The organism is Tenacibaculum sp. 1B UA (genome assembly GCF_033978845.1).
Lineage (GTDB): Bacteria > Bacteroidota > Bacteroidia > Flavobacteriales > Flavobacteriaceae > Polaribacter.
In genome coordinates this window covers 1-18,678 of record NZ_JAKVUA010000012.1, presented here as the reverse complement: position 1 = coordinate 18,678, position 18,678 = coordinate 1, and the positions used below count along the sequence as shown (strand labels likewise).

Genomic DNA, 18,678 nt, shown 5'->3' with positions numbered 1-18,678 from the left:
ACCTATTTCTGAAATATTCAACTTGTGATGTATATTTCCAAAGTTTAGTACTGTCCTCGAGACAGCACATCGTTTAACATAAAAAAATAAAGTGAAATTAAAACAAAAAAGAAAACTAATAACGTATTTAAACGTTTTAGATCAACCTATTCGGTTCAATCCTTTTGTCTTTAGTCGAATTTTTCTATTATGGGCTCTACTTGGGCTGTTAGGGGGGATAATAGCTGGAGTTTATTGGATTGGACTTGAATTTTTATCACACTATTTAGCTGTTTTTAATGGTTGGAAAGTGATTCCTCTGATGGGTATTTGTGGACTTTTAGCAGGTTTGATAATTCACTTTATTGGTGACCCTGGAGAAATACATTTAATAGTAAACAATATTAGGTTTAATAAAGGAAAACTTAACCCTAAGAATAATCCATCAATGGTTCTCTCTTCTTTGTTATGTGTTGCATCAGGAGGAAGTCTTGGACCCGAAGCACCATTGGTTCAAGTGACAGGATCAACAGGAACTTGGATAGGCAAATTATTCCGTCTAAAAGGAGAAGAATTACGGTCATTAAGTATTGCAGGTATGGCTTCAGGGTTTACAGCTTTATTTGGCGCTCCTTTGGGAGGTAGTCTCTTTTCATTAGAAATACTTCACCACAAACACGCAGTTGAATATTACAAAGCAATTATTCCGGCATTTGTTTCTAGTTGTTTTAGTTATTTAGTTTTTGCTTTAATAATTCATTTAGGACTTGGCCCTGTTTGGGACTTATCTGCTTATGAATATTCAGGAATGTTTGATTTTGGCTATGCTGTTTTATTTGCTATTATCGGTGCTACTTTTGGCTGGGTTTTTATTTTTTGTACTAAATTTTTCAAATCTATTTTTGAAAAAAAGCCAATACCCATTTATATCAAAACACTGATTGGAGGAATTATACTTGGTATTATAGCCTTTTATCTTCCAATAACAAGATACTTTGGACACCACGAGATTAACGAGTTACTTTTGGGAAATTTCTCCCTGAGTTTATTGTTTGCAATTTTAATATTTAAGATAGTTGCTATTTCAATAACCGTTACATCGGGTTGGAGAGGTGGATTTATTATTCCTCTTTTTTTCGTAGGAGCAACATTAGGTATAATCATCCATCAACTATTTCCATCAATAAATTTGACTTTAGCAATAGTTAGCTGTATGGCAGCAATAAACGCTTGCGTAACTCGAACACCAATGAGTACAACAATTCTACTTGCTACTTTAACAGGGTTTGGTCATTTCATCCCTATACTATTTGCAAGTTTAACAGGATATTTTTTAGCCCCAAGAATACCTTTTATAGGTTCTCAAATGAATAAAGAGTAAAAAACATATTATTAAAAACCTTGTATATTTTCACAGATAATAAACCTTAATAAACAAGTTGACATCAATTTTAAAATAAAAACATGACTCCAAACATAAAAAACTTTTCTCTGAGTTAGAGAAATATGAAAAAGAAGGAACAGATTCTATGGATTGGGTTGAACACGCTCATCAAGCTATCGATGAAGATATTATTAAAAAACTCGATAAAAAAGATTGGATTTATTTAAAAGACAATTACAAAAATAAATCAGATAATATGAAATCCCTTATTGCAGGACATATTCACCTAAGTAATGTAAACCTTGCTGAGATTGAGCTACAAATACTAACAGAAATGGTAATACATGAGCAATTTGATACTGATTATTAACCTCTTATGGGAATTATTTTTAGCTTTGTAACTTCAGGAAGAGATTATAGTACAAACCAAAATTTTATCAAGAAAGAACTTAAAAAGGGAGGCTTATCTAAAGAGTCTACTTCTCTGATTAAAAGTTTTTTTACTACAAGCTTTATTAATAATAACTTTATCTATTGCAAAAGATGGAACTGTGACAGATAAAAACGGAACTGTAATCACAACAATAGGAGTAGATAATATACTTCAAGATTCAGAAGGTAAAACTCTAATTAAAATTGACGAAAACGGAAAAATGGACAATGGTTCAGGAACTTTTATCGAATGGTCTGAAAATGGCGAGTTAATGAGAGGAAATGAAAGTACAGGAATGAAAATATCACCTGTTAAAAATGACACGTATAGAAATGCTTCAATTGCGTTCTTCTTATATTCTAGTTTTGGAAGTTAACAAACAAAAAGCTCAAATTGTAAAAATTTACAGTTTGAGCTTTTCTTATACTATTTTTTATAATTGCTTAAAACAATTCCTCAACTTCAATAGTTAAGTTATTAATAAAGTTTTCTGCTTTTTTAATGTCGTTATGCAATACTCTGTCATCATTTACTATAGGTACATCTTGTCTAAACATACTTACAAAAGAAGTTAAAAATTCAGAAGTGTTATTTTTTCTAAAAGAAAGTCCTTGAGAAGCATTCATCAATTCAATAGCTAATACAGAACATACATTATCTATTACCTTTTTAGCTTTAACAGCCCCGTTAGCTCCCATACTTACGTGGTCTTCTTGTCCGTTACTTGACACAATAGAATCTACACTAGATGGTGTACAAAGTTGCTTGTTTGCACTTACAATACTTGCTGCTGTATACTGTGGAATCATAAATCCGCTATTTAATCCTGGATTAGACACCAAAAAGTCAGGTAATCCTCTTAAACCAGAAACTAACTGGTAGGTTCTTCTTTCAGAAATATTTCCTAATTCGGCAATTGCAATCGCTAAATAATCTAATGCTAAAGCAAGTGGCTGCCCGTGGAAATTTCCTCCTGAAACAATAATATCTTCATCAACAAAAACATTTGGGTTATCTGTTACTGAATTTATTTCTGTTATGAATGTTTTCTTTACAAACTCTAGTGTATCTTTTGTTGCACCATGAACTTGTGGCATACATCTAAAAGAATAAGGATCTTGTACGTGTTCTTTTGGTTGCTTGATTAATTCACTTCCTTCTAATACTTCTTTAATACGTTTAGCTGTAGCTAACTGTCCGTTATGTGGACGCACTAAATGAATCAACTCATTAAAAGGTTCAATTCGTCCGTCAAAAGCTTCTAAAGAAATCGAACCAATAACATCAGCTAAGTATGAAAGTTTATACGCTTTTAATAAATTATGAACACCATAAGCACTCATAAATTGAGTTCCGTTTAACAGTGCTAAACCTTCTTTAGATTGTAAGTTTATTTTCTCCCATCCAAATTTTTCTAATAAACTTTCTCCAGAAACTCGTTCACCAGAAACATACACTTCTCCTAAACCAATTAATGGTAATGAAAGGTGCGCTAACGGTGCTAAATCACCAGATGCCCCCAACGAACCTTGTGTATATACAACTGGAAAAATATCGTTATTGTAAAACTCTATTAAACGCTCAACTGTAGCCAACTGTACTCCAGAATGACCATAGCTTAACGATTGTATTTTTAACAACAACATTAACTTTACAATTTCTTGTGGCACTTCATCACCTGTTCCACAAGCATGGCTCATTACTAAGTTTTCTTGAAGTTGTTGCAAATTATCTCCACTAATCTTAACATTACACAATGAACCAAACCCTGTATTGATTCCATAAATTGGATCACTATGAATTTTCATTTTTTTGTCAAGATAGGCGCGGCATTTTAATATCTTTTCAGTTGATTCTTCTGATAAAGAAAGTTTTTTATCTAGTAATAAAATACCATGAATATCTTCTAAACCTACTGGTTGTGAATTTATTATATGTGTAGTATCCATTTTAATATTTTTAAGGTGTACAAAGAACCAAAAAAAAGATAAAACTCCAAGGTGATTTTTTGTAAAAAATAAAGCTTAGTTTAAATAAAATGTTAATTTCTTTGATAAAAAAGTTAAAAAAAGTAACTTCGGCGCCTTAAACACCATATTTTCACTAAACATTAAACAATGAAAAAACTAGTACTTTTAGTCCTCTTAGGAGTTACCATAATTTCATGTAAAAAGGAAGAGAAACCTGTTAAAGACTACTTAGTTTTGACTGGAAAGATTGACAACTTCAAAAAAAGAAATGTTACTTTAAATGGCTTTCAGTTTGAAAAGAAAATAAAGTTTGATAAAAAAACTGGTTCTTTTATCGATACTCTTAAAATTAATAGAAATGGGTATTACACGTTAGTTTATAATACTAAACCTATTAAAACTATCAATTTATATTTAACAAAAACTGATGATACAGGTATTGTCTTTGATTACGATAACCCTGACTTTATTAATTTTGAAGGTACTAACAAAAGAATAAATAGTTACCTTCATGAAAAACAAAAAACTTGGCCTGAAATACTTGTTAGTGCTAATCAATATTTTGCTTTAGAAGAAGAAGAGTTTTTAGCAAAAACTAATGAATATAAAGATGCTGTAACCGAAGCTTCTATCTCTAAACAATTACCTGCTGATTTCTTAAAAAAAGAAGTAAAAAACATTGACTATGAATGTTTAAGAAACTTATATAATTATCAAGATTATCACAGAACGTTAACAGGAAATAAAGATTTCACTGTTTCTGAAAATTTTCCTGACCCACTAGAAAACTTTAACTATAGTGGTGGCGACTATACTACTTCATACTTCTATAGAGTAATGTTAGAAACTGAGTTAAACAACATAGCTAAAGAAAAAAACAAAGAAGGTGAAGATTTATACTTGACTTATTTAGAAACTGTACAAACTGAAGTTACCGATACAATTGCTAAAAATGATTTATTATATAATAGTGCTGAAAGCAGTATAACATACACCAGTGACTTAAAAGAGTTTTACAGAAAATTTATGGCATATTCTACAAATGAAACACATAAAAAAGAAATTACTAAAGACTACGATCTTTTAAAAACTACTGCTAAAGGGCAACCTGCACCTAAATTTACAAACTATGTAAACTATAATGGCGGAACAACTTCTTTTGATGATTTATTAGGCCATGGGAAGTACTTATATATTGATGTTTGGGCTACTTGGTGTGCGTATTGTAAAAGAGAAATTCCTTTGTTAAAGCGATTAGAGCAAGAATACCATGGTAAAAACATTGAGTTTGTAAGTATTAATGTTGACGCGAAGGGTAATGACGACAAATGGAAAGAAACCATTCAAGACAGAGAGATGACTGGTATACAGTTAATGGCAGGTGATAGTCACTTAAAATTAGAGTGGGCACAAAACTTCTTAATTAAAGGATTACCAAGATTTATTTTAATAGATCCTGAAGGCAATATTGTAAGTCCTAATGCTCCTGCTCCATCACAAGGAGAGCGTTTAATCAATATGTTTGAAGAGTTAGGTATTTAAACTTAAAAAACTAACACAAACTAAAAAAGCAGCTAAAATTTAATTTAGCTGCTTTTTATATTCAATACTACTTTATAGGTTATAATTAAAACCTATTATCTCCATCTAAAATATCTCCTAAACCACCTAAAACACTTCCTTCTCCTCTATCTCCTTTGCCTGTTTGAGGCGCCATTGCTAACACTCTACCTGCTAATCTGCTAAATGGTAATGATTGAATATATACAGTTCCTGGACCTCTAAGCTTTGCAAAGAATAATCCTTCTCCTCCAAAAATAGTATTTTTTATCCCTCCAACAAACTCAATATCATAATCAACACCTTGTGTAAAACCTACGATACATCCTGTATCTACCTTTAAAATTTCCCCTGGCTGTAAGACCTTTTTTGCCATGGTACCACCTGCATGTACAAAACCAATACCATCTCCTTCCATTTTTTGCATAATAAATCCTTCACCTCCAAACAATCCTCTACCTAAACGTTTTGAAAACTCTATCCCGATAGACACACCTTTAGCTGCACATAAAAAAGCATCTTTTTGACAAATAAACTTCCCACCAAACTCAGTTAAATCAATCGGGATTATTTTCCCAGGATATGGTGATGCAAAAGATACTTGTTTTTTTCCTTGACCATCGTTTGTAAATACAGTCATAAACAAGCTTTCTCCTGTTAATATTCGTTTTCCTGCTGAAAAAATCTTTCCTAACAATCCTTTTTCTTGGTTTGAACCGTCTCCAAAAATCGTATTCATTTTTACATCGGCATCCATCATCATAAAGCTACCACTTTCAGCAACTACTCCTTCTTCCGGATCTAATTCTATTTCTACATACTGCATTTCTTCTCCAAAAATGCGATAATCTATTTCGTGTGCATTCATAATTTTCTGTTTTTATATTTATAAGAAGAGTTTTTTATTGTTTTGTTACAAATGATTCTTTCTCTCCTAATATTTTAAGCATATCTAAAGCTTTAAAAGTTACTTCTTTCCTTTCTTTATTAAAAAAGCTTATATCGAAGCTCTTTTTTGGAACTACATTTGTCGCAAAGAAATAAGCTTTGTTTTTAACCAAAACATAACCAACAAACCAACCATTATCTACTTCACCTTTTACTGACCAACCTGTTTTACCCCTCAGTACATACTGGTTATTTTTAGACATTATTATCATATTTTTCATGATACTATCAGTACGCTCACTAATAAGTAACTCTGAATTATGTAGTCGTTTTAAAAAGTCTATTTGTTTAAATTGATTGATCTTCGATTTTCCCTCTAACCAAAAAATATCTAAAGTCGTTTCGTTTACATCCATTGAACCAAAATCTAACTTTGCTAAATTAGATTTCATTCTATCTACTCCAATTTTTCTAGCAACTTCTTGATAACAGGGTACACAAGAATGATGAAATGCTTCTTTTAACGTTAAATCTTGTTCCCAAACTTTTAGATATCTAGATTCTCCATTCCATTTAAAAATTACACTATCATTTTTAACTACACCTGTTTCTAAAGCAATGATAGAATTCGGAATTTTAAATGTTGATGCAGGTAAGTTTCCTTTTTCACACCAATCAAAATCATTTGAATAATAAATATCTTTACTCAAATCATATACCAGTATAGCGCCTTCTAACTTTGTGCTATCAAGAATTTCTTGAAACTGATTATTAACTACAAGCTTTGCTTCTACCTTCTCTTTTTTACTCTTTTTTTCATTTTTACAAGAGAGCAGTAATACAATAATTATAAAACCCCAACTAAACCTCATCTTAAACTAATTTTTAGCTTTTAAACTCCATTCGTATTCGAATTTCGAAACTGAAATTCCCTCCTCGTTAAAACCTTCAGAAGTAACAGTTATTGTTTGTCCTTCTCCTGTTTCAATTGCTTTTTGAATAGTTGCTCTTATTAACTCTCCTTCATTACATTCAAAACGAATTTTACCCGTTGCCTTTTTAGTAAACGTTCCATTCACATTGGTTACTAACATCGAAATCTTTCTATTTGACGCATCTATTTCTTTCATTACCAAAATACCTGTTGATAACTCCGACGCCATTCCTTGCACCGCCCAAAACATCGATTTAAATGGATTTTGATTTACCCATCTATAGGTAACTTTAACCACTGCTGCATTATTTGTAAGTGACTTTAATCGCACTCCTGTAAAAAAAGCTGAGGGTAACTTGAATAATAAAAAGGCATTGACTTTTCGAGGTGTAAACTTCATTTTTTCAGTATTTACAGGCAATGTACAGCTTTTTATTTAATTATTTAGTTTGAAGTAAATGTTAAATCTTGTTAAATTTTAGTACTATGTATTGCATAATACCTTTTAAAAGACATATATTTGCAATGTACAGTATTATATAAATCATTTCACTATGCAACATAATAACCAAAACACCAATGCCTTTTTAATACATATTGCTGCTTTTGCAGGATATTTATTTCCTTTAGGTAGTATACTTACCCCGCTTATATTATGGCAAACTTTAAAGGAAAGAAGTCATTTTTTAGATGAGCATGGTAAAGAAGCTGTTAACTTTAACATTAGTTATAGTCTATACATTTTTATACTAGGTCTTTCCTTTATTCCTTTTTTCTTCGGAAGTCTTTTTAACGGATTTAATGGTGTAGATATCGATTTTGGTGGACATCATGGACATGGAGGATTGTTTGGCTTTTTTGGATTTGCTTCAATAGTAAGTATAGTTGCTCTTATTAAAGTAGCGCTGATAATTATAGCAGCTATGAAAGCTAATAAAGGTGAAATGTATAAATATCCACTTACAATAAAATTTATAAAATAACCCATAAACCGCATTACATGAAGATAGAAAATACAAAAGCACAAATGCGTAAGGGCGTTTTAGAATATTGCATCTTATCTATTCTACAAAAAGGAGATGCTTATACCTCTGAAATACTCTCTAGCCTTAAAAGTGCAGAAATGATTGTGGTTGAAGGAACCATATATCCGTTACTTACCCGCTTAAAAAATGCAGGATTATTAAGTTACAGATGGGAAGAATCAACCTCTGGACCACCAAGAAAATATTACGTACTCACAGAAAACGGCGGAATGTTTTTAAAAGAATTAAATAAAACATGGTATAATTTAGTAAACGCAGTAAACCAAGTAACAAGTACAAAATCAACTAAAGATGAATAAGACAATAAATATAAACCTAGGCGGATTTTTCTTCCATATAGATGAAACTGCCTATCAGAAATTAAAACGATACTTAGACGCCATCGCTCGTTCGTTAAGTGATGACCCGCAAGGAAAAAATGAAATCATAGCAGATATAGAAGCTCGTATTAGCGAATTATTATCTGAAAGAATTACCGATGCTCGTCAAGTAGTAAATGAAAACGATATTGAAGAAATTATTGCTATCATGGGACAACCAGAGGATTATGCAGAGGCTGAAGAAGGGTATAACGAGAATACCTCTTACAACTACAACAGAAACACCTCTAGCAAAAAAATGTTTAGAGATGGTGATGACAAGTTTTTAGGAGGAGTTTGTTCTGGACTAGGACATTATTTTAATATTGATGTTGTTTGGATTCGTTTAGCTTTCCTTATTTTAACATTAGCAGGGTTTGGTTTCGGAATTATAGGATATATCATCTTATGGGTTATTTTGCCTGAAGCTAAAACTACCTCAGAAAAATTACAGATGGAAGGTGAAGCTGTAAATATTGATAATATTGAAAAAAAAATTCGTAACGAATTTGAAAACCTTTCTTCAAAAGTAAAGGAAGGCGCCCATGATTTATCGGATAAAATTTCCAATGCTGATTATCAAAAACTACGTAACCAAACTAAATCTGGTTTTCAGGATTTCATAGACACTATCGGTAAAATTTTATTAGCCATATTTAAAGTGTTTGGTAAATTCATGGGCGTATTATTAATATTTATCGCTGGTATTACCATCATCTCATTATTGTTAGGCTTATTTTCGGTAGGAAGCTTAGAAATCTTAAATTTTGATGGAGATATGATTCACTACCCTCCTTTCTTCTACGATTCGGCAATGCCTAAATGGTTGTTAATGACATTTGTTTTCTTTTTAATAGGAATTCCTTTTGTTGTCTTATTTATTTTAGGATTACGAATTTTATCTCCTAATGTTAAAAGACTCGGTATTGCTACAGTTTTAACATTATTTGGGCTTTGGCTAATTTCCTTATTAGCTATTGGGTTCTCTGGTATTGAATATTTTACCACTCATGCTTATGATGGTGCACATATTTCAAAACACAGCATTACTTACGATAAAGAAGAGCCACTAAAACTAAGAATAGTAAATGATGACAATATTTATTACCAACACAGTTTACGAAATCGTGATAATTCAATATCTGTTCATGTAAATGATAAAGAAATGAAATACTCTAACGATATAAATATAGATGTTCGTAAGAGTGAAACAGGCAGTGCATATATAGAAATCAAAAAAACTTCAGAAGGAAGAAAACGTAACGATGCTAATAATAATGCTGAAGCGATTCAGTACAATTTTAAAACGGCTAACAATACTATTGTTTTTGATGCCTTTTTTATTAGCGAATACAAAAACATGTGGAAAGATGAAGAAATTGATGCTGTTTTATACATTCCTGAAGGAACAACTATATATTTTGAAGGTTCGTCTCGTAACTTTTTAGATGATGTAAAAAACGTTCAAAATGTATACGATCGTGATATGGCTAATCATCATTTTAAAATGACCTCTAAAGGTTTTGAATGTATGGATTGTGATGATGAAGATATCAATAATAATGATTCTGATAATTGGGACTCTAGTAACGACGATGATGTAAGTTTTTTATTTGATAGTACTATAAATAATGTAAAAGCTGAATTAATTATTACTAAAGAAACTACTAAAAAAGAATTAGAAAAACTTGCTGACTGGTTTAAAAAACGTAAAAATATTGACATCGATTTTTCTGGTTCTGATTTTTATCCTGATGGAAAAATTAAAACCTATTCTTTAACTGTAGACTGTAACGACGGATTTAATGGTAACAGTGCCTATAAAGGAGTAATAATCAATAACAGTAAACACGGATTTACGAGAAAGTATAACGAAGAAGATAAAAGCTTAGCTTTTAAAATTTGGTAAATACATAAACTGAAAAACTATGAACGATTTATTTGATTTCTTCTTTAAGGGTAACTTTTTTATAAAAATAGTTACCCTACTATATACACTATTGCTTTCTTGGGTAATGAACGGACAAGTACAAAAAATTCCAAATTACAAGCCTGTTGATATTGACTTACACAATCAAATTGTAAAAATGGATAGCATTTTTTTCAATGCTTATAATACATGTGATATGAAAGTGCAATCTAATATTTTAAGTGATGATATTGAGTTTTTTCATGATAAAGGAGGTTTATCTACTTCTAAAAGTGAAATTATTGCTGCTACTAAAAAAAATATTTGTGGCAAGGTTACTCGTACCTTAATAAAAGGGAGCATTGAAGTGTATCCTATAAATAATTATGGAGCTGTAGAAATTGGATATCATACGTTTTTTAATAATAGAGAACCTAATGCTAAGTCTACTCCTAGTAAGTTTATAGCTATTTGGAAAAAAGAAAACGCTCAATGGTTAATGACAAAAGTAATTAGCCTACATTAATTTGTTGAGACCAAAAAATAAGAGATACATCTTATTTTAATTATCGTAACAATATTAAAAACATTAGTTCATTGGTTTAGCTAACTCCGATGACACTAATACTTGGTTTTATTAATTAAGCCAAAGCTGTACTGCTTTGGCTTTTTCTTTGTATGAAAAAGTCAATAATTAAAATACTAAAACCTATATCTTTGCTTAAAATTTTCCTTGTATGAGTTTAACCATTGAGAACATTTTATTAATAGGATCTTTATTACTTTTAATAAGTATTATTGTCGGAAAAACATCATATAAATTTGGGGTTCCTACCTTATTGTTATTCTTAAGTATTGGAATGCTAGCTGGCTCTGATGGTATTGGAGGTATTATTTTTAACGATCCAAAAGCTGCTCAATTTATAGGAATTGTTTCTTTAAATTTTATTTTATTTTCAGGGGGATTAGACACCAATTGGAAAGCAGTAAAACCAATTCTTAAAGAAGGTTTAGTACTCTCTACTTTAGGTGTATTACTTACGGCAGTTTCCTTAGGGCTATTTGTTTGGAATGTTACCAATTTTACAATTTATGAAAGCTTGCTACTAGGCGCCATTGTTTCTTCTACCGATGCAGCTGCAGTATTCTCTATTTTACGTTCTAAAAACTTAGCATTAAGAGAAAATTTGCGTCCTACCTTAGAATTAGAAAGTGGTAGTAACGACCCTATGGCATATGTATTAACTATTGCTTTTTTAACATTAGTTACCAACCAAGATCAAAGTATTACTTCAATTATTCCTTTATTCTTACAACAAATGATTTTTGGAGCTATTACAGGTTTTTTATTTGGAATGTTAAGTAAAACTATAATTAATAGTATTAAGCTTGATTTTGAAGGATTATATCCTGTTTTAGTAATTGCGCTTATGTTTATTACCTTCTCATTTAGTGATTTTATAGGCGGCAACGGGTTCCTTGCCATTTATATATGTGCTGTTTATTTAGGAAATCAAAACTTAATACATAAAAAAACCATCTTAAAAATGTTTGATGGTTTAGCTTGGTTAATGCAAATTGTACTCTTCCTAACATTAGGCCTGCTTGTTTTTCCTTCAGAAATAATTCCTTACTTAGGTATTGGACTTATAATCTCTTTATTCTTAATTTTTATTGCTCGTCCCGTAGGTGTTTTTATTAGTTTGCTTTTTTTTAAAATGAAATTAAGAAGACGCTTTTATATTTCATGGGTTGGTTTACGTGGAGCAGTTCCTATAGTATTTGCTACCTATCCTCTTTTAGCTGGTATAGATAAAGCTAATATTATTTTTAATATTGTTTTTTTTATTTCTGTTACTTCCATATTAATACAAGGTACTACATTAAGTATTGTTGCTAAATGGTTAAATGTTGCCTTACCAGAAGAAACAAAGAAATTGAGTGCTACTGATATGCTCTTAGAAGAAAACCCAAAAGCTTTAATGGAAGAAATTGTAATTACTAAATCGTGTGCTGCTGTAGGTAAAAAAATTGTAGAATTGAATTTCCCTAAAAATGCAATAATTGCCATGATAAAAAGAGAAGGAAGTTATATTACTCCCAATGGCTCTACTACAATAAATGCTTCTGACATTTTAATTGTCCTTGCTGATAAAATTACTATTTTTAAAGAAGTTAATAGTAGCCTTAAAAACCAATAGTAAATCAGTTTTATTTTAAATATTAAATTACCTTTGTGGCATGAATAAGTTGTTAAGGTTTTTAAACGTACTATTTGTAACAATAGTGTATTTTTATGCTATTAGTTATATCCAAAAAAATCAATCTTTTTCTAAAGTTTTTGGAAGCGATAATTCTTCTCATGAAAAATACATTCAAAAACTTTCTCCCAAAGCTTTATACCGTACTTCCGAATCAGAAAACCTTTCAAACTACTTTAACAACCTTCCCACAACAAATGCAAAAAACTCATTTTCTGGATTTGGTATAACTTTAAAATCTATTGAATTATTTTTCAACAGAAAATACCTTCAATATACTTTACTATCAAGAAGTATATTAATAAATCACAGAAAGTCCGATTTAATTTTTCCTTTTCATTATCACTGGTGAAGCTTCATTTAGTTTTTACAGTGAATTAATCAAACTCATCATTAAAAAATAATACTCTTTATAAATTAAAGAGTAAAACTTAATACAATTAATTTAAAAATAAAATGGACTTAGGAACCACAATTGTTGGTGCTACGCTATTAGTTATGTGTGTAGCTCCCTTTATACTCGTACGCAAGAAACAATTAACAAAAAGGAATAAAAAACTCCAAGCACTACATACTCTTTCGCAAGAGTATAATTGTACCATACAAGAGCATGAATTTTGTAACGATTTTGTTTTGGGGATTGATAAAACAAAAAAAACTCTTTTCTTTTACAAACAATCTCAAGAAAACACATATAGTAAAATTATTGATTTACAAACTATTGAAGAATGTACAGTTGTAAAAAAAACAAGAAGTATAAATGATAGAACACTCTCTTTAATACAACTTAACTTCATTAATGCTAGTAAAAAAGATAATATTAGTATTACAATTTATAATGAAGAAACAGACCTTCTAATAAGTAATGAATTATTAATTGCCAATAAATGGTCTCTCTTAATTAACAGTAATTTAAAAGAATAGTAAATTACTAACAAACTACCTAAGCCTTAAATTCTTTAAGGCTTAGGTTTTAATTAAACTCTTTTTATGCTTGCCATATACCTTTTTTATGAATATTTTCGACAAAAATTATAGTTATAAATTAACTGCTATTTAAATACAAAAAGGAATAGAACAATCAGCCTAAAGTTTATTCGTTCTTTCTATTATCCAAAACCACTATGAAAACAGTTCACATAATAAACTTTAAACACCTACTCCCTGTACTATTTTTACTGACTATTAGTTGCTCAACTAAAAATAAAACAGATGAAGAACTACTTGAAAAAGACAAAATTGAATTAAAAGAAAACTTAGATTCTTATAAAATAGCAACGTATAAATTTGGTAAAATTCTAATCAGATCTTCAGCAGAAAAAGATACTATTTCTACAGAATTTCAGTCTTTTAAAAAAGATCTTGATAGGATTTTTAATAAAGTTGTAAAATATAATATTGAAAACCCAGAAAATTTATCACTCTTAGATTACATTTTAATATACCGTGATTATAAAAAAATGGAAGACTTCATTATGAAAACTGATGAGGATATTTTTCCAACATTAGTAGATTCTTTTAATCTAATTTACGGAGATTCTATAAGTAAAAAAAGAGAATACTATAAAGGAAAGAAAAAAGAATATGTTCAAAATATAGAACACGCTACTCTAAGTGCAATTGTAATATTAAGTAAAGACTTAGGTAAGGAAGTATCACTTTACGAATGCACAAAAACAAACCCAGAATTACTTCCTAACTCTGAAATTAAAACATTACTACAATACTTTAGAGGTTTCCTTTTTTTTGAAAAAGGGCTCTATTACTTATCCGAAGATGAAATTTCAAGAAACATTAATTGGTTAAATAATAATAAAAGTGTGGATTTACCCTATACCAGAGCTTTCTTTCAATGGGGAAATCTTGATAATGAAAGTACTCATTTAGGGCTTCATTCATTAAATCACTTATTTAGAGGTTTCGATCGACTAATGATGGAAAGAGAAATTGATGAAAAACGCGCACTTGAAGATTTTGAAGCATTTTTAAAAGACGCTAATAAAATTGGTTTAAATAATGAAATCACCTGGTCGATAGAAACCTATTTATATTTAAAAAACGAAGAAAACGAAAAGGCTATTGCTTCTTTAACCAAACTTAAAACAAGTGACTTTCTTTCTTCAGAAGATAAAAAAAGAATAGATGAATCTATTGAATATGTTAAGAACAGAGAATCAGATAAGGTCTTAAATGGTTTTTATGATAAATTCTTTTTAAGTAAAATCGCTACAAAATACATGTATGCAATTTTATCTAAAGTAGATTGGGGAAAAGTCATGAAGAAACAAAACGTTCCCCATACAGATGAAATATTTAAAACCATTGACAATCTGAAAAGTTTTATTGATAACTTAAAAAAGTATGCTAGTACAGAGGACTTAAAAAACAAAGGGAAAAGTCTCTGGAACAAAACAAAAGAACTAGCTAAGTAATATTGGTTATAGTTCTTTAAAAAAGAAACACATAATATATTAAAACACTTAAAAATTAAAATGGGAAAAATTAAAATTGAGAGCACAGTTGGAGCTAAAATTTATGCTAACGAAAAAGAACTAGGTCTAATAAAAAGAGAAGACAAAGAATATGATTTAGAAAATGGCAAATATGAAATTTATGCCAAAGCGTCTTGGTGTGGTAGTCAAAAAATCAACATAAATGTTACTGATGACAAAACCGTAACCTTAACTCTTAACAGTTTTAAATATGAGGGAATTATAAGAACAGTTATGATGTTACTTGTTGCTTTATTTATGTTTTCAAAAAGTCTTATTTTTCTGATTCTTGCTGGAGTTATTATTCTATACCCTTTGTATTATATATCATTCGGAAAAGATAATTACTTAGAATTAACTGAGAGAATAAATTAGATATAACAAAACGAAATGCCTCAATACATATTTAACCTATCCTTACAAAAACTAACTATTAATTTATGCTAAAAAATAAAGTATATTTTGCTGGACCTCTTTTTAATGAAGCTGAAAGAGCTTTTAATCAAAACCTTACATCTAAAATAGAAAATATTGGTTTTACAGTTTTTTTACCTCAACGAGACGGTGCTGAATTAGACAAGCCTCCTTTCGATGGTATGACTCAAACCGAGAGAAATAAAGCTATATTTAATCTAGATATAAAACAAATATTAAATTGTGATATTTTTTTATTTGTTCTAGATGGTCGAGTTCCAGATGAGGGTGCTTGCTTTGAGCTTGGTATTGCATACAGTAATAAAAAACATATAATCGGCCTTCATACTGATATGAGAGCTTCCTTTATCGATTCTAAATTAAATGCTATGATAGAAGGTTCTTTTGATAAAATTTTCACTTCAAAACAAGAAACAATAGATTACCTTATTAATTTAAACAAAAATTAATAAAATAACACTCTAATACAATAGCTATGAATTACAAAATAATAAAACTACTCTTTGACCCTAGAGAAACTATTAATAAAGAAGAATTTTTATTTGGGATAATAGTTCTATTCTTTTTTGCTTTTAGTTTCATTAGTGATTTTACTATAAATGCTAGTATAATGTCAATTATAAGCTCAAAAAGTGTACACTTGCTAGCTACACATCAAGTTATAAAACCATTTACTATACCTAATTTACCTATAAGTTTTATTTTATTTTACAGTGCTGTAATTTTAGCTATTAAACGAGTAAAAGATTTACAATCTAAATTATGGATAGGTGTAGTGGTAGGAATATTCATATTTCTTTTTTTTGATGCTCTCTTTTTTAAAACAACTACTAGCACAGGTATATTTTCTAATTTATTGGGATTCGAAATTGATAATCAAATAAAGATTTTTCATATTTCAAGTATGCTTTTTTATGTTGTTATAGGAATAGGCTCAATACTATTCCTTTCTATTCTTAAAGGAACTAAATCTTATATAAAAGATGTCTATAAGAAAGGAAGTTTAACTATTAATCAATTTATTAAACAATTAGGTATATGGTTTATAGCAACATTTTTCGGTCTTATCATAACTACTCTACTATTCAACACTAACAAAAGTATAGCTACTTTAAGTTACGGTAGTTTTTTACCTCTCTTAATTGTAATATGTATACTTTTTATATGGTATTTAAAACTGGTTTACATGAGATTAAAAAACACAACTTTCTCTTTTCTCAAGTACCTCATTTGTTTAATAGCTTATGTTATAGGTCTTACTTCTGTCATTATGATAATTTTTAAAGTTGACAACTTAAACTATATAAACATGTCATTAACTTTTTTCTCAGTTATTAGTATCGCATTTTCATTTATAAACCTTTCTTTATTTTTGTTAGATAAAGATTCTAAGCCATTGGTATTTGGAACCGAAAAACAAGATTAATGAAACAATTTTCAGAAATTTCCAAATTCTTCGAAACTGAGTTTCCTTTAAATCAACACGGACTTGATGAACTATTTAGTCTATTTAAAGTAGAAAAACATTCTAAAGGAACTATTTTACTTCAAGAAAACTCCAAAGAAAAAAAGTTACGTTTTTTAAATAATGGAATTGTAAGAGAGTATTACGCAAATGAAGACAAGGAAGTCAATATTAACTTTTACATAAAACCTCAGTTTATATCCGATTTACTAACTTTTAGTCAAAATACTACTACCAAGAAAAATCAAGAGACCTTAACTTCTGTAGAAATTTTAAGTATTGAAAGACAACCTTTTTTTAATTTGTTAGAAAAGTATCAATGTGGTAAAACCTTTGTTGATGCCTCTTTTCAAAAACTATTAAAACAAAAAGAAAAATTAGAATTTAATCGCATAACAAAATCACCTGAAGAATTATACAACGAGTTATTCATTTACAAACCTGAATGGATACAAAACATACCTCAATATCACTTAGCTTCATACTTAAATATAACTCCAGAAACGTTAAGTAGAATTAAAAAACGGATTTCTTGATTTGAATCAATGAAAACAAATAGTATATAAAAGACATTTGCATAACTAAAATGTTATACAATGTTACACATACATCAAATAAGAAACGCTACTATAATTATTGAAACTGAAAAAGAGGTTATTCTTGTAGATCCTATGTTAGGTAACCAAGGAATTATGCCTTCTTTTACACTATTCAGACATAAAGCCAGAAAGAATCCAACTGTTCCTCTTCCTATAGAAACACATATACTTCTTAAAAAAGTAACCCATTGCTTAATAACCCATCAACATCCTGACCATATAGATAATGCAGGCGTACAATTTCTAATAAAAAATAACATTCCTGTTACCTGTAGTGTAAAAGATGAAAAAGCTTTTAAAAAGAGAGGATTAAACATTGTGCAAAGTCTAAAATATTGGGAAAAACAACCCTTTTTAGGAGGTGAAATTGAAGGAATACCTGCTAAACATGGTTATGGCTTTGTAGCTAAACTTATGGGAAATGTACTTGGTTTTTACATAAAGTTACCCAATAAAAAAACTATTTACCTAAGCTCTGATACTATTTATACTGATGCTGTGCATAATGTATTGACTAATTATAAACCAGATGTTAATGTTTTAGCTTGCGGGGCTGCTCAGTTTGATGTTTTCAAACAACTTATTATGAGCGTAGAAGATATTCTTCAATTTATAAAAAATTCTTCAGGCTTAGTCATTGCTAATCATATGGAAGCTATAAACCATTGCCCATTAACCCGAAAAAAGCTTAAAATTATACTAAAACAACATAACTTACTTGATAAGACTTCTACTCCTGAAGATGGTGAAACTGTTTTTATCAATTAAAAATACTTATCTACCTGTGGTTTTCTCTTTCTTTAGTTTTGAACTTCTCCCAAATTAATTATAGAACTTTGAACTTGGTAAAAAAATAGTAGGTTTGGATGTACTAATATTTATGTCCAACCCGTTGTGCATTTTAAATAATGCTAATTTTAATACTGTTAATATTTCTATCAAAAACAAATTTATTGATGTATTG

General features: G+C 29.6%; 21 protein-coding genes. 17 read left to right on the top strand and 4 right to left on the bottom strand.

Annotation, left to right across the window (positions count from 1 at the left end; genetic code table 11):
- Window positions 1-91: 91 nt before the first annotated feature.
- From MK851_RS10220 to MK851_RS10210, 3 genes are all read left to right on the top strand, one after another.
- On the top strand, window positions 92-1,360 hold the full coding sequence (locus MK851_RS10220; RefSeq protein WP_320243661.1) for a chloride channel protein: 1,269 nt from the start codon (window positions 92-94) through the stop codon (window positions 1,358-1,360).
- A gap of 148 nt (window positions 1,361-1,508) precedes the next feature.
- On the top strand, window positions 1,509-1,733 hold the full coding sequence (locus tag MK851_RS10215) for a hypothetical protein (RefSeq protein WP_320243659.1): 225 nt from the start codon (window positions 1,509-1,511) through the stop codon (window positions 1,731-1,733).
- 181 nt (window positions 1,734-1,914) lie between these two features.
- Window positions 1,915-2,172, top strand: coding sequence for a hypothetical protein (locus MK851_RS10210; protein ID WP_320243657.1), 258 nt, complete (start codon window positions 1,915-1,917; stop codon window positions 2,170-2,172).
- Between the two features lie 67 nt (window positions 2,173-2,239).
- On the opposite strand, the gene hutH is transcribed toward MK851_RS10210, so the two are convergent.
- Window positions 2,240-3,745: a histidine ammonia-lyase gene (gene hutH, locus MK851_RS10205; protein WP_303508761.1), complete on the bottom strand. Its 1,506-nt coding sequence runs from the start codon at window positions 3,743-3,745 to the stop codon at window positions 2,240-2,242.
- 168 nt (window positions 3,746-3,913) lie between these two features.
- Here hutH and MK851_RS10200 point away from each other — a divergent pair, with 168 nt between their 5' ends.
- On the top strand, window positions 3,914-5,308 hold the full coding sequence (locus tag MK851_RS10200) for a TlpA family protein disulfide reductase (RefSeq protein ID WP_303508758.1): 1,395 nt from the start codon (window positions 3,914-3,916) through the stop codon (window positions 5,306-5,308).
- An 85-nt stretch (window positions 5,309-5,393) separates the two neighbouring features.
- On the opposite strand, the gene MK851_RS10195 is transcribed toward MK851_RS10200, so the two are convergent.
- Genes MK851_RS10195 through MK851_RS10185 form a run of 3 tightly spaced genes read right to left on the bottom strand, consistent with a single transcriptional unit; the run spans window position 5,394 to window position 7,569 of the window.
- Window positions 5,394-6,194: a TIGR00266 family protein gene (locus MK851_RS10195; RefSeq protein ID WP_320243654.1), complete on the bottom strand. Its 801-nt coding sequence runs from the start codon at window positions 6,192-6,194 to the stop codon at window positions 5,394-5,396.
- 34 nt (window positions 6,195-6,228) lie between these two features.
- The gene (blaOXA, locus tag MK851_RS10190; protein ID WP_320243652.1) at window positions 6,229-7,086 is read right to left on the bottom strand and encodes a class D beta-lactamase; all 858 of its coding nucleotides are present in this window, start codon (window positions 7,084-7,086) and stop codon (window positions 6,229-6,231) included.
- Window positions 7,087-7,092: 6 nt separating this feature from the next.
- The gene (locus tag MK851_RS10185; protein WP_320243651.1) at window positions 7,093-7,569 is read right to left on the bottom strand and encodes a DUF4442 domain-containing protein; all 477 of its coding nucleotides are present in this window, start codon (window positions 7,567-7,569) and stop codon (window positions 7,093-7,095) included.
- 133 nt (window positions 7,570-7,702) lie between these two features.
- On the opposite strand from MK851_RS10185, the gene MK851_RS10180 reads away from it, so the two are divergent.
- The 13 genes from MK851_RS10180 (at window position 7,703) to MK851_RS10120 (ending at window position 18,482) form a co-directional block, all read left to right on the top strand.
- Window positions 7,703-8,131 (top strand): DUF4870 domain-containing protein, encoded by a 429-nt coding sequence (locus MK851_RS10180; protein WP_320243649.1) that lies wholly within the window; start codon window positions 7,703-7,705, stop codon window positions 8,129-8,131.
- A gap of 17 nt (window positions 8,132-8,148) precedes the next feature.
- On the top strand, window positions 8,149-8,493 hold the full coding sequence (locus MK851_RS10175; RefSeq protein ID WP_303508748.1) for a PadR family transcriptional regulator: 345 nt from the start codon (window positions 8,149-8,151) through the stop codon (window positions 8,491-8,493).
- Window positions 8,486-10,462 (top strand): PspC domain-containing protein, encoded by a 1,977-nt coding sequence (locus MK851_RS10170; protein WP_320243646.1) that lies wholly within the window; start codon window positions 8,486-8,488, stop codon window positions 10,460-10,462. The genes MK851_RS10175 and MK851_RS10170 overlap by 8 nt, the downstream gene beginning before the upstream one ends.
- A gap of 19 nt (window positions 10,463-10,481) precedes the next feature.
- Entirely contained in the window at window positions 10,482-10,988 is a 507-nt protein-coding gene (locus MK851_RS10165) for a nuclear transport factor 2 family protein (protein ID WP_303508742.1), read from the top strand.
- Between the two features lie 211 nt (window positions 10,989-11,199).
- Window positions 11,200-12,663, top strand: coding sequence for a potassium/proton antiporter (locus tag MK851_RS10160; RefSeq protein WP_303508739.1), 1,464 nt, complete (start codon window positions 11,200-11,202; stop codon window positions 12,661-12,663).
- A 40-nt stretch (window positions 12,664-12,703) separates the two neighbouring features.
- Window positions 12,704-13,075 carry a hypothetical protein gene (locus MK851_RS10155; RefSeq protein WP_320243642.1) on the top strand — a complete coding sequence of 124 codons (372 nt, stop codon included), beginning with the start codon at window positions 12,704-12,706 and terminating at the stop codon, window positions 13,073-13,075.
- 104 nt (window positions 13,076-13,179) lie between these two features.
- Window positions 13,180-13,647 (top strand): hypothetical protein, encoded by a 468-nt coding sequence (locus MK851_RS10150; protein ID WP_303508733.1) that lies wholly within the window; start codon window positions 13,180-13,182, stop codon window positions 13,645-13,647.
- A gap of 200 nt (window positions 13,648-13,847) precedes the next feature.
- The gene (locus tag MK851_RS10145) at window positions 13,848-15,155 is read left to right on the top strand and encodes a short-chain dehydrogenase (RefSeq protein WP_320243640.1); all 1,308 of its coding nucleotides are present in this window, start codon (window positions 13,848-13,850) and stop codon (window positions 15,153-15,155) included.
- A gap of 60 nt (window positions 15,156-15,215) precedes the next feature.
- Window positions 15,216-15,590 (top strand): hypothetical protein, encoded by a 375-nt coding sequence (locus MK851_RS10140; protein ID WP_320243638.1) that lies wholly within the window; start codon window positions 15,216-15,218, stop codon window positions 15,588-15,590.
- A 65-nt stretch (window positions 15,591-15,655) separates the two neighbouring features.
- Entirely contained in the window at window positions 15,656-16,099 is a 444-nt protein-coding gene (locus MK851_RS10135; RefSeq protein ID WP_303508726.1) for a nucleoside 2-deoxyribosyltransferase, read from the top strand.
- A gap of 26 nt (window positions 16,100-16,125) precedes the next feature.
- Window positions 16,126-17,076, top strand: coding sequence for a hypothetical protein (locus MK851_RS10130; RefSeq protein ID WP_303508723.1), 951 nt, complete (start codon window positions 16,126-16,128; stop codon window positions 17,074-17,076).
- Window positions 17,076-17,651, top strand: coding sequence for a Crp/Fnr family transcriptional regulator (locus tag MK851_RS10125; protein ID WP_320243635.1), 576 nt, complete (start codon window positions 17,076-17,078; stop codon window positions 17,649-17,651). The genes MK851_RS10130 and MK851_RS10125 overlap by 1 nt, the downstream gene beginning before the upstream one ends.
- Window positions 17,652-17,711: 60 nt before the next feature.
- Window positions 17,712-18,482: an MBL fold metallo-hydrolase gene (locus tag MK851_RS10120; RefSeq protein WP_303508716.1), complete on the top strand. Its 771-nt coding sequence runs from the start codon at window positions 17,712-17,714 to the stop codon at window positions 18,480-18,482.
- Window positions 18,483-18,678: the final 196 nt, after the last annotated feature.

What these genes read in the sequence shown, in the direction of transcription:
- MK851_RS10215 (WP_320243659.1), top strand. Translation starts at nt 1,509, where the DNA reads ATGGATTGGGTTGAACACGCTCATCAAGCTATCGATGAAGATATTATT.
- hutH (WP_303508761.1), bottom strand. Translation starts at nt 3,745, where the DNA reads ATGGATACTACACATATAATAAATTCACAACCAGTAGGTTTAGAAGAT.
- MK851_RS10200 (WP_303508758.1), top strand. Translation starts at nt 3,914, where the DNA reads ATGAAAAAACTAGTACTTTTAGTCCTCTTAGGAGTTACCATAATTTCA.
- MK851_RS10195 (WP_320243654.1), bottom strand. Translation starts at nt 6,194, where the DNA reads ATGAATGCACACGAAATAGATTATCGCATTTTTGGAGAAGAAATGCAG.
- blaOXA (WP_320243652.1), bottom strand. Translation starts at nt 7,086, where the DNA reads ATGAGGTTTAGTTGGGGTTTTATAATTATTGTATTACTGCTCTCTTGT.
- MK851_RS10180 (WP_320243649.1), top strand. Translation starts at nt 7,703, where the DNA reads ATGCAACATAATAACCAAAACACCAATGCCTTTTTAATACATATTGCT.
- MK851_RS10175 (WP_303508748.1), top strand. Translation starts at nt 8,149, where the DNA reads ATGAAGATAGAAAATACAAAAGCACAAATGCGTAAGGGCGTTTTAGAA.
- MK851_RS10170 (WP_320243646.1), top strand. Translation starts at nt 8,486, where the DNA reads ATGAATAAGACAATAAATATAAACCTAGGCGGATTTTTCTTCCATATA.
- MK851_RS10165 (WP_303508742.1), top strand. Translation starts at nt 10,482, where the DNA reads ATGAACGATTTATTTGATTTCTTCTTTAAGGGTAACTTTTTTATAAAA.
- MK851_RS10160 (WP_303508739.1), top strand. Translation starts at nt 11,200, where the DNA reads ATGAGTTTAACCATTGAGAACATTTTATTAATAGGATCTTTATTACTT.
- MK851_RS10155 (WP_320243642.1), top strand. Translation starts at nt 12,704, where the DNA reads ATGAATAAGTTGTTAAGGTTTTTAAACGTACTATTTGTAACAATAGTG.
- MK851_RS10150 (WP_303508733.1), top strand. Translation starts at nt 13,180, where the DNA reads ATGGACTTAGGAACCACAATTGTTGGTGCTACGCTATTAGTTATGTGT.
- MK851_RS10145 (WP_320243640.1), top strand. Translation starts at nt 13,848, where the DNA reads ATGAAAACAGTTCACATAATAAACTTTAAACACCTACTCCCTGTACTA.
- MK851_RS10140 (WP_320243638.1), top strand. Translation starts at nt 15,216, where the DNA reads ATGGGAAAAATTAAAATTGAGAGCACAGTTGGAGCTAAAATTTATGCT.
- MK851_RS10135 (WP_303508726.1), top strand. Translation starts at nt 15,656, where the DNA reads ATGCTAAAAAATAAAGTATATTTTGCTGGACCTCTTTTTAATGAAGCT.
- MK851_RS10130 (WP_303508723.1), top strand. Translation starts at nt 16,126, where the DNA reads ATGAATTACAAAATAATAAAACTACTCTTTGACCCTAGAGAAACTATT.
- MK851_RS10125 (WP_320243635.1), top strand. Translation starts at nt 17,076, where the DNA reads ATGAAACAATTTTCAGAAATTTCCAAATTCTTCGAAACTGAGTTTCCT.
- MK851_RS10120 (WP_303508716.1), top strand. Translation starts at nt 17,712, where the DNA reads ATGTTACACATACATCAAATAAGAAACGCTACTATAATTATTGAAACT.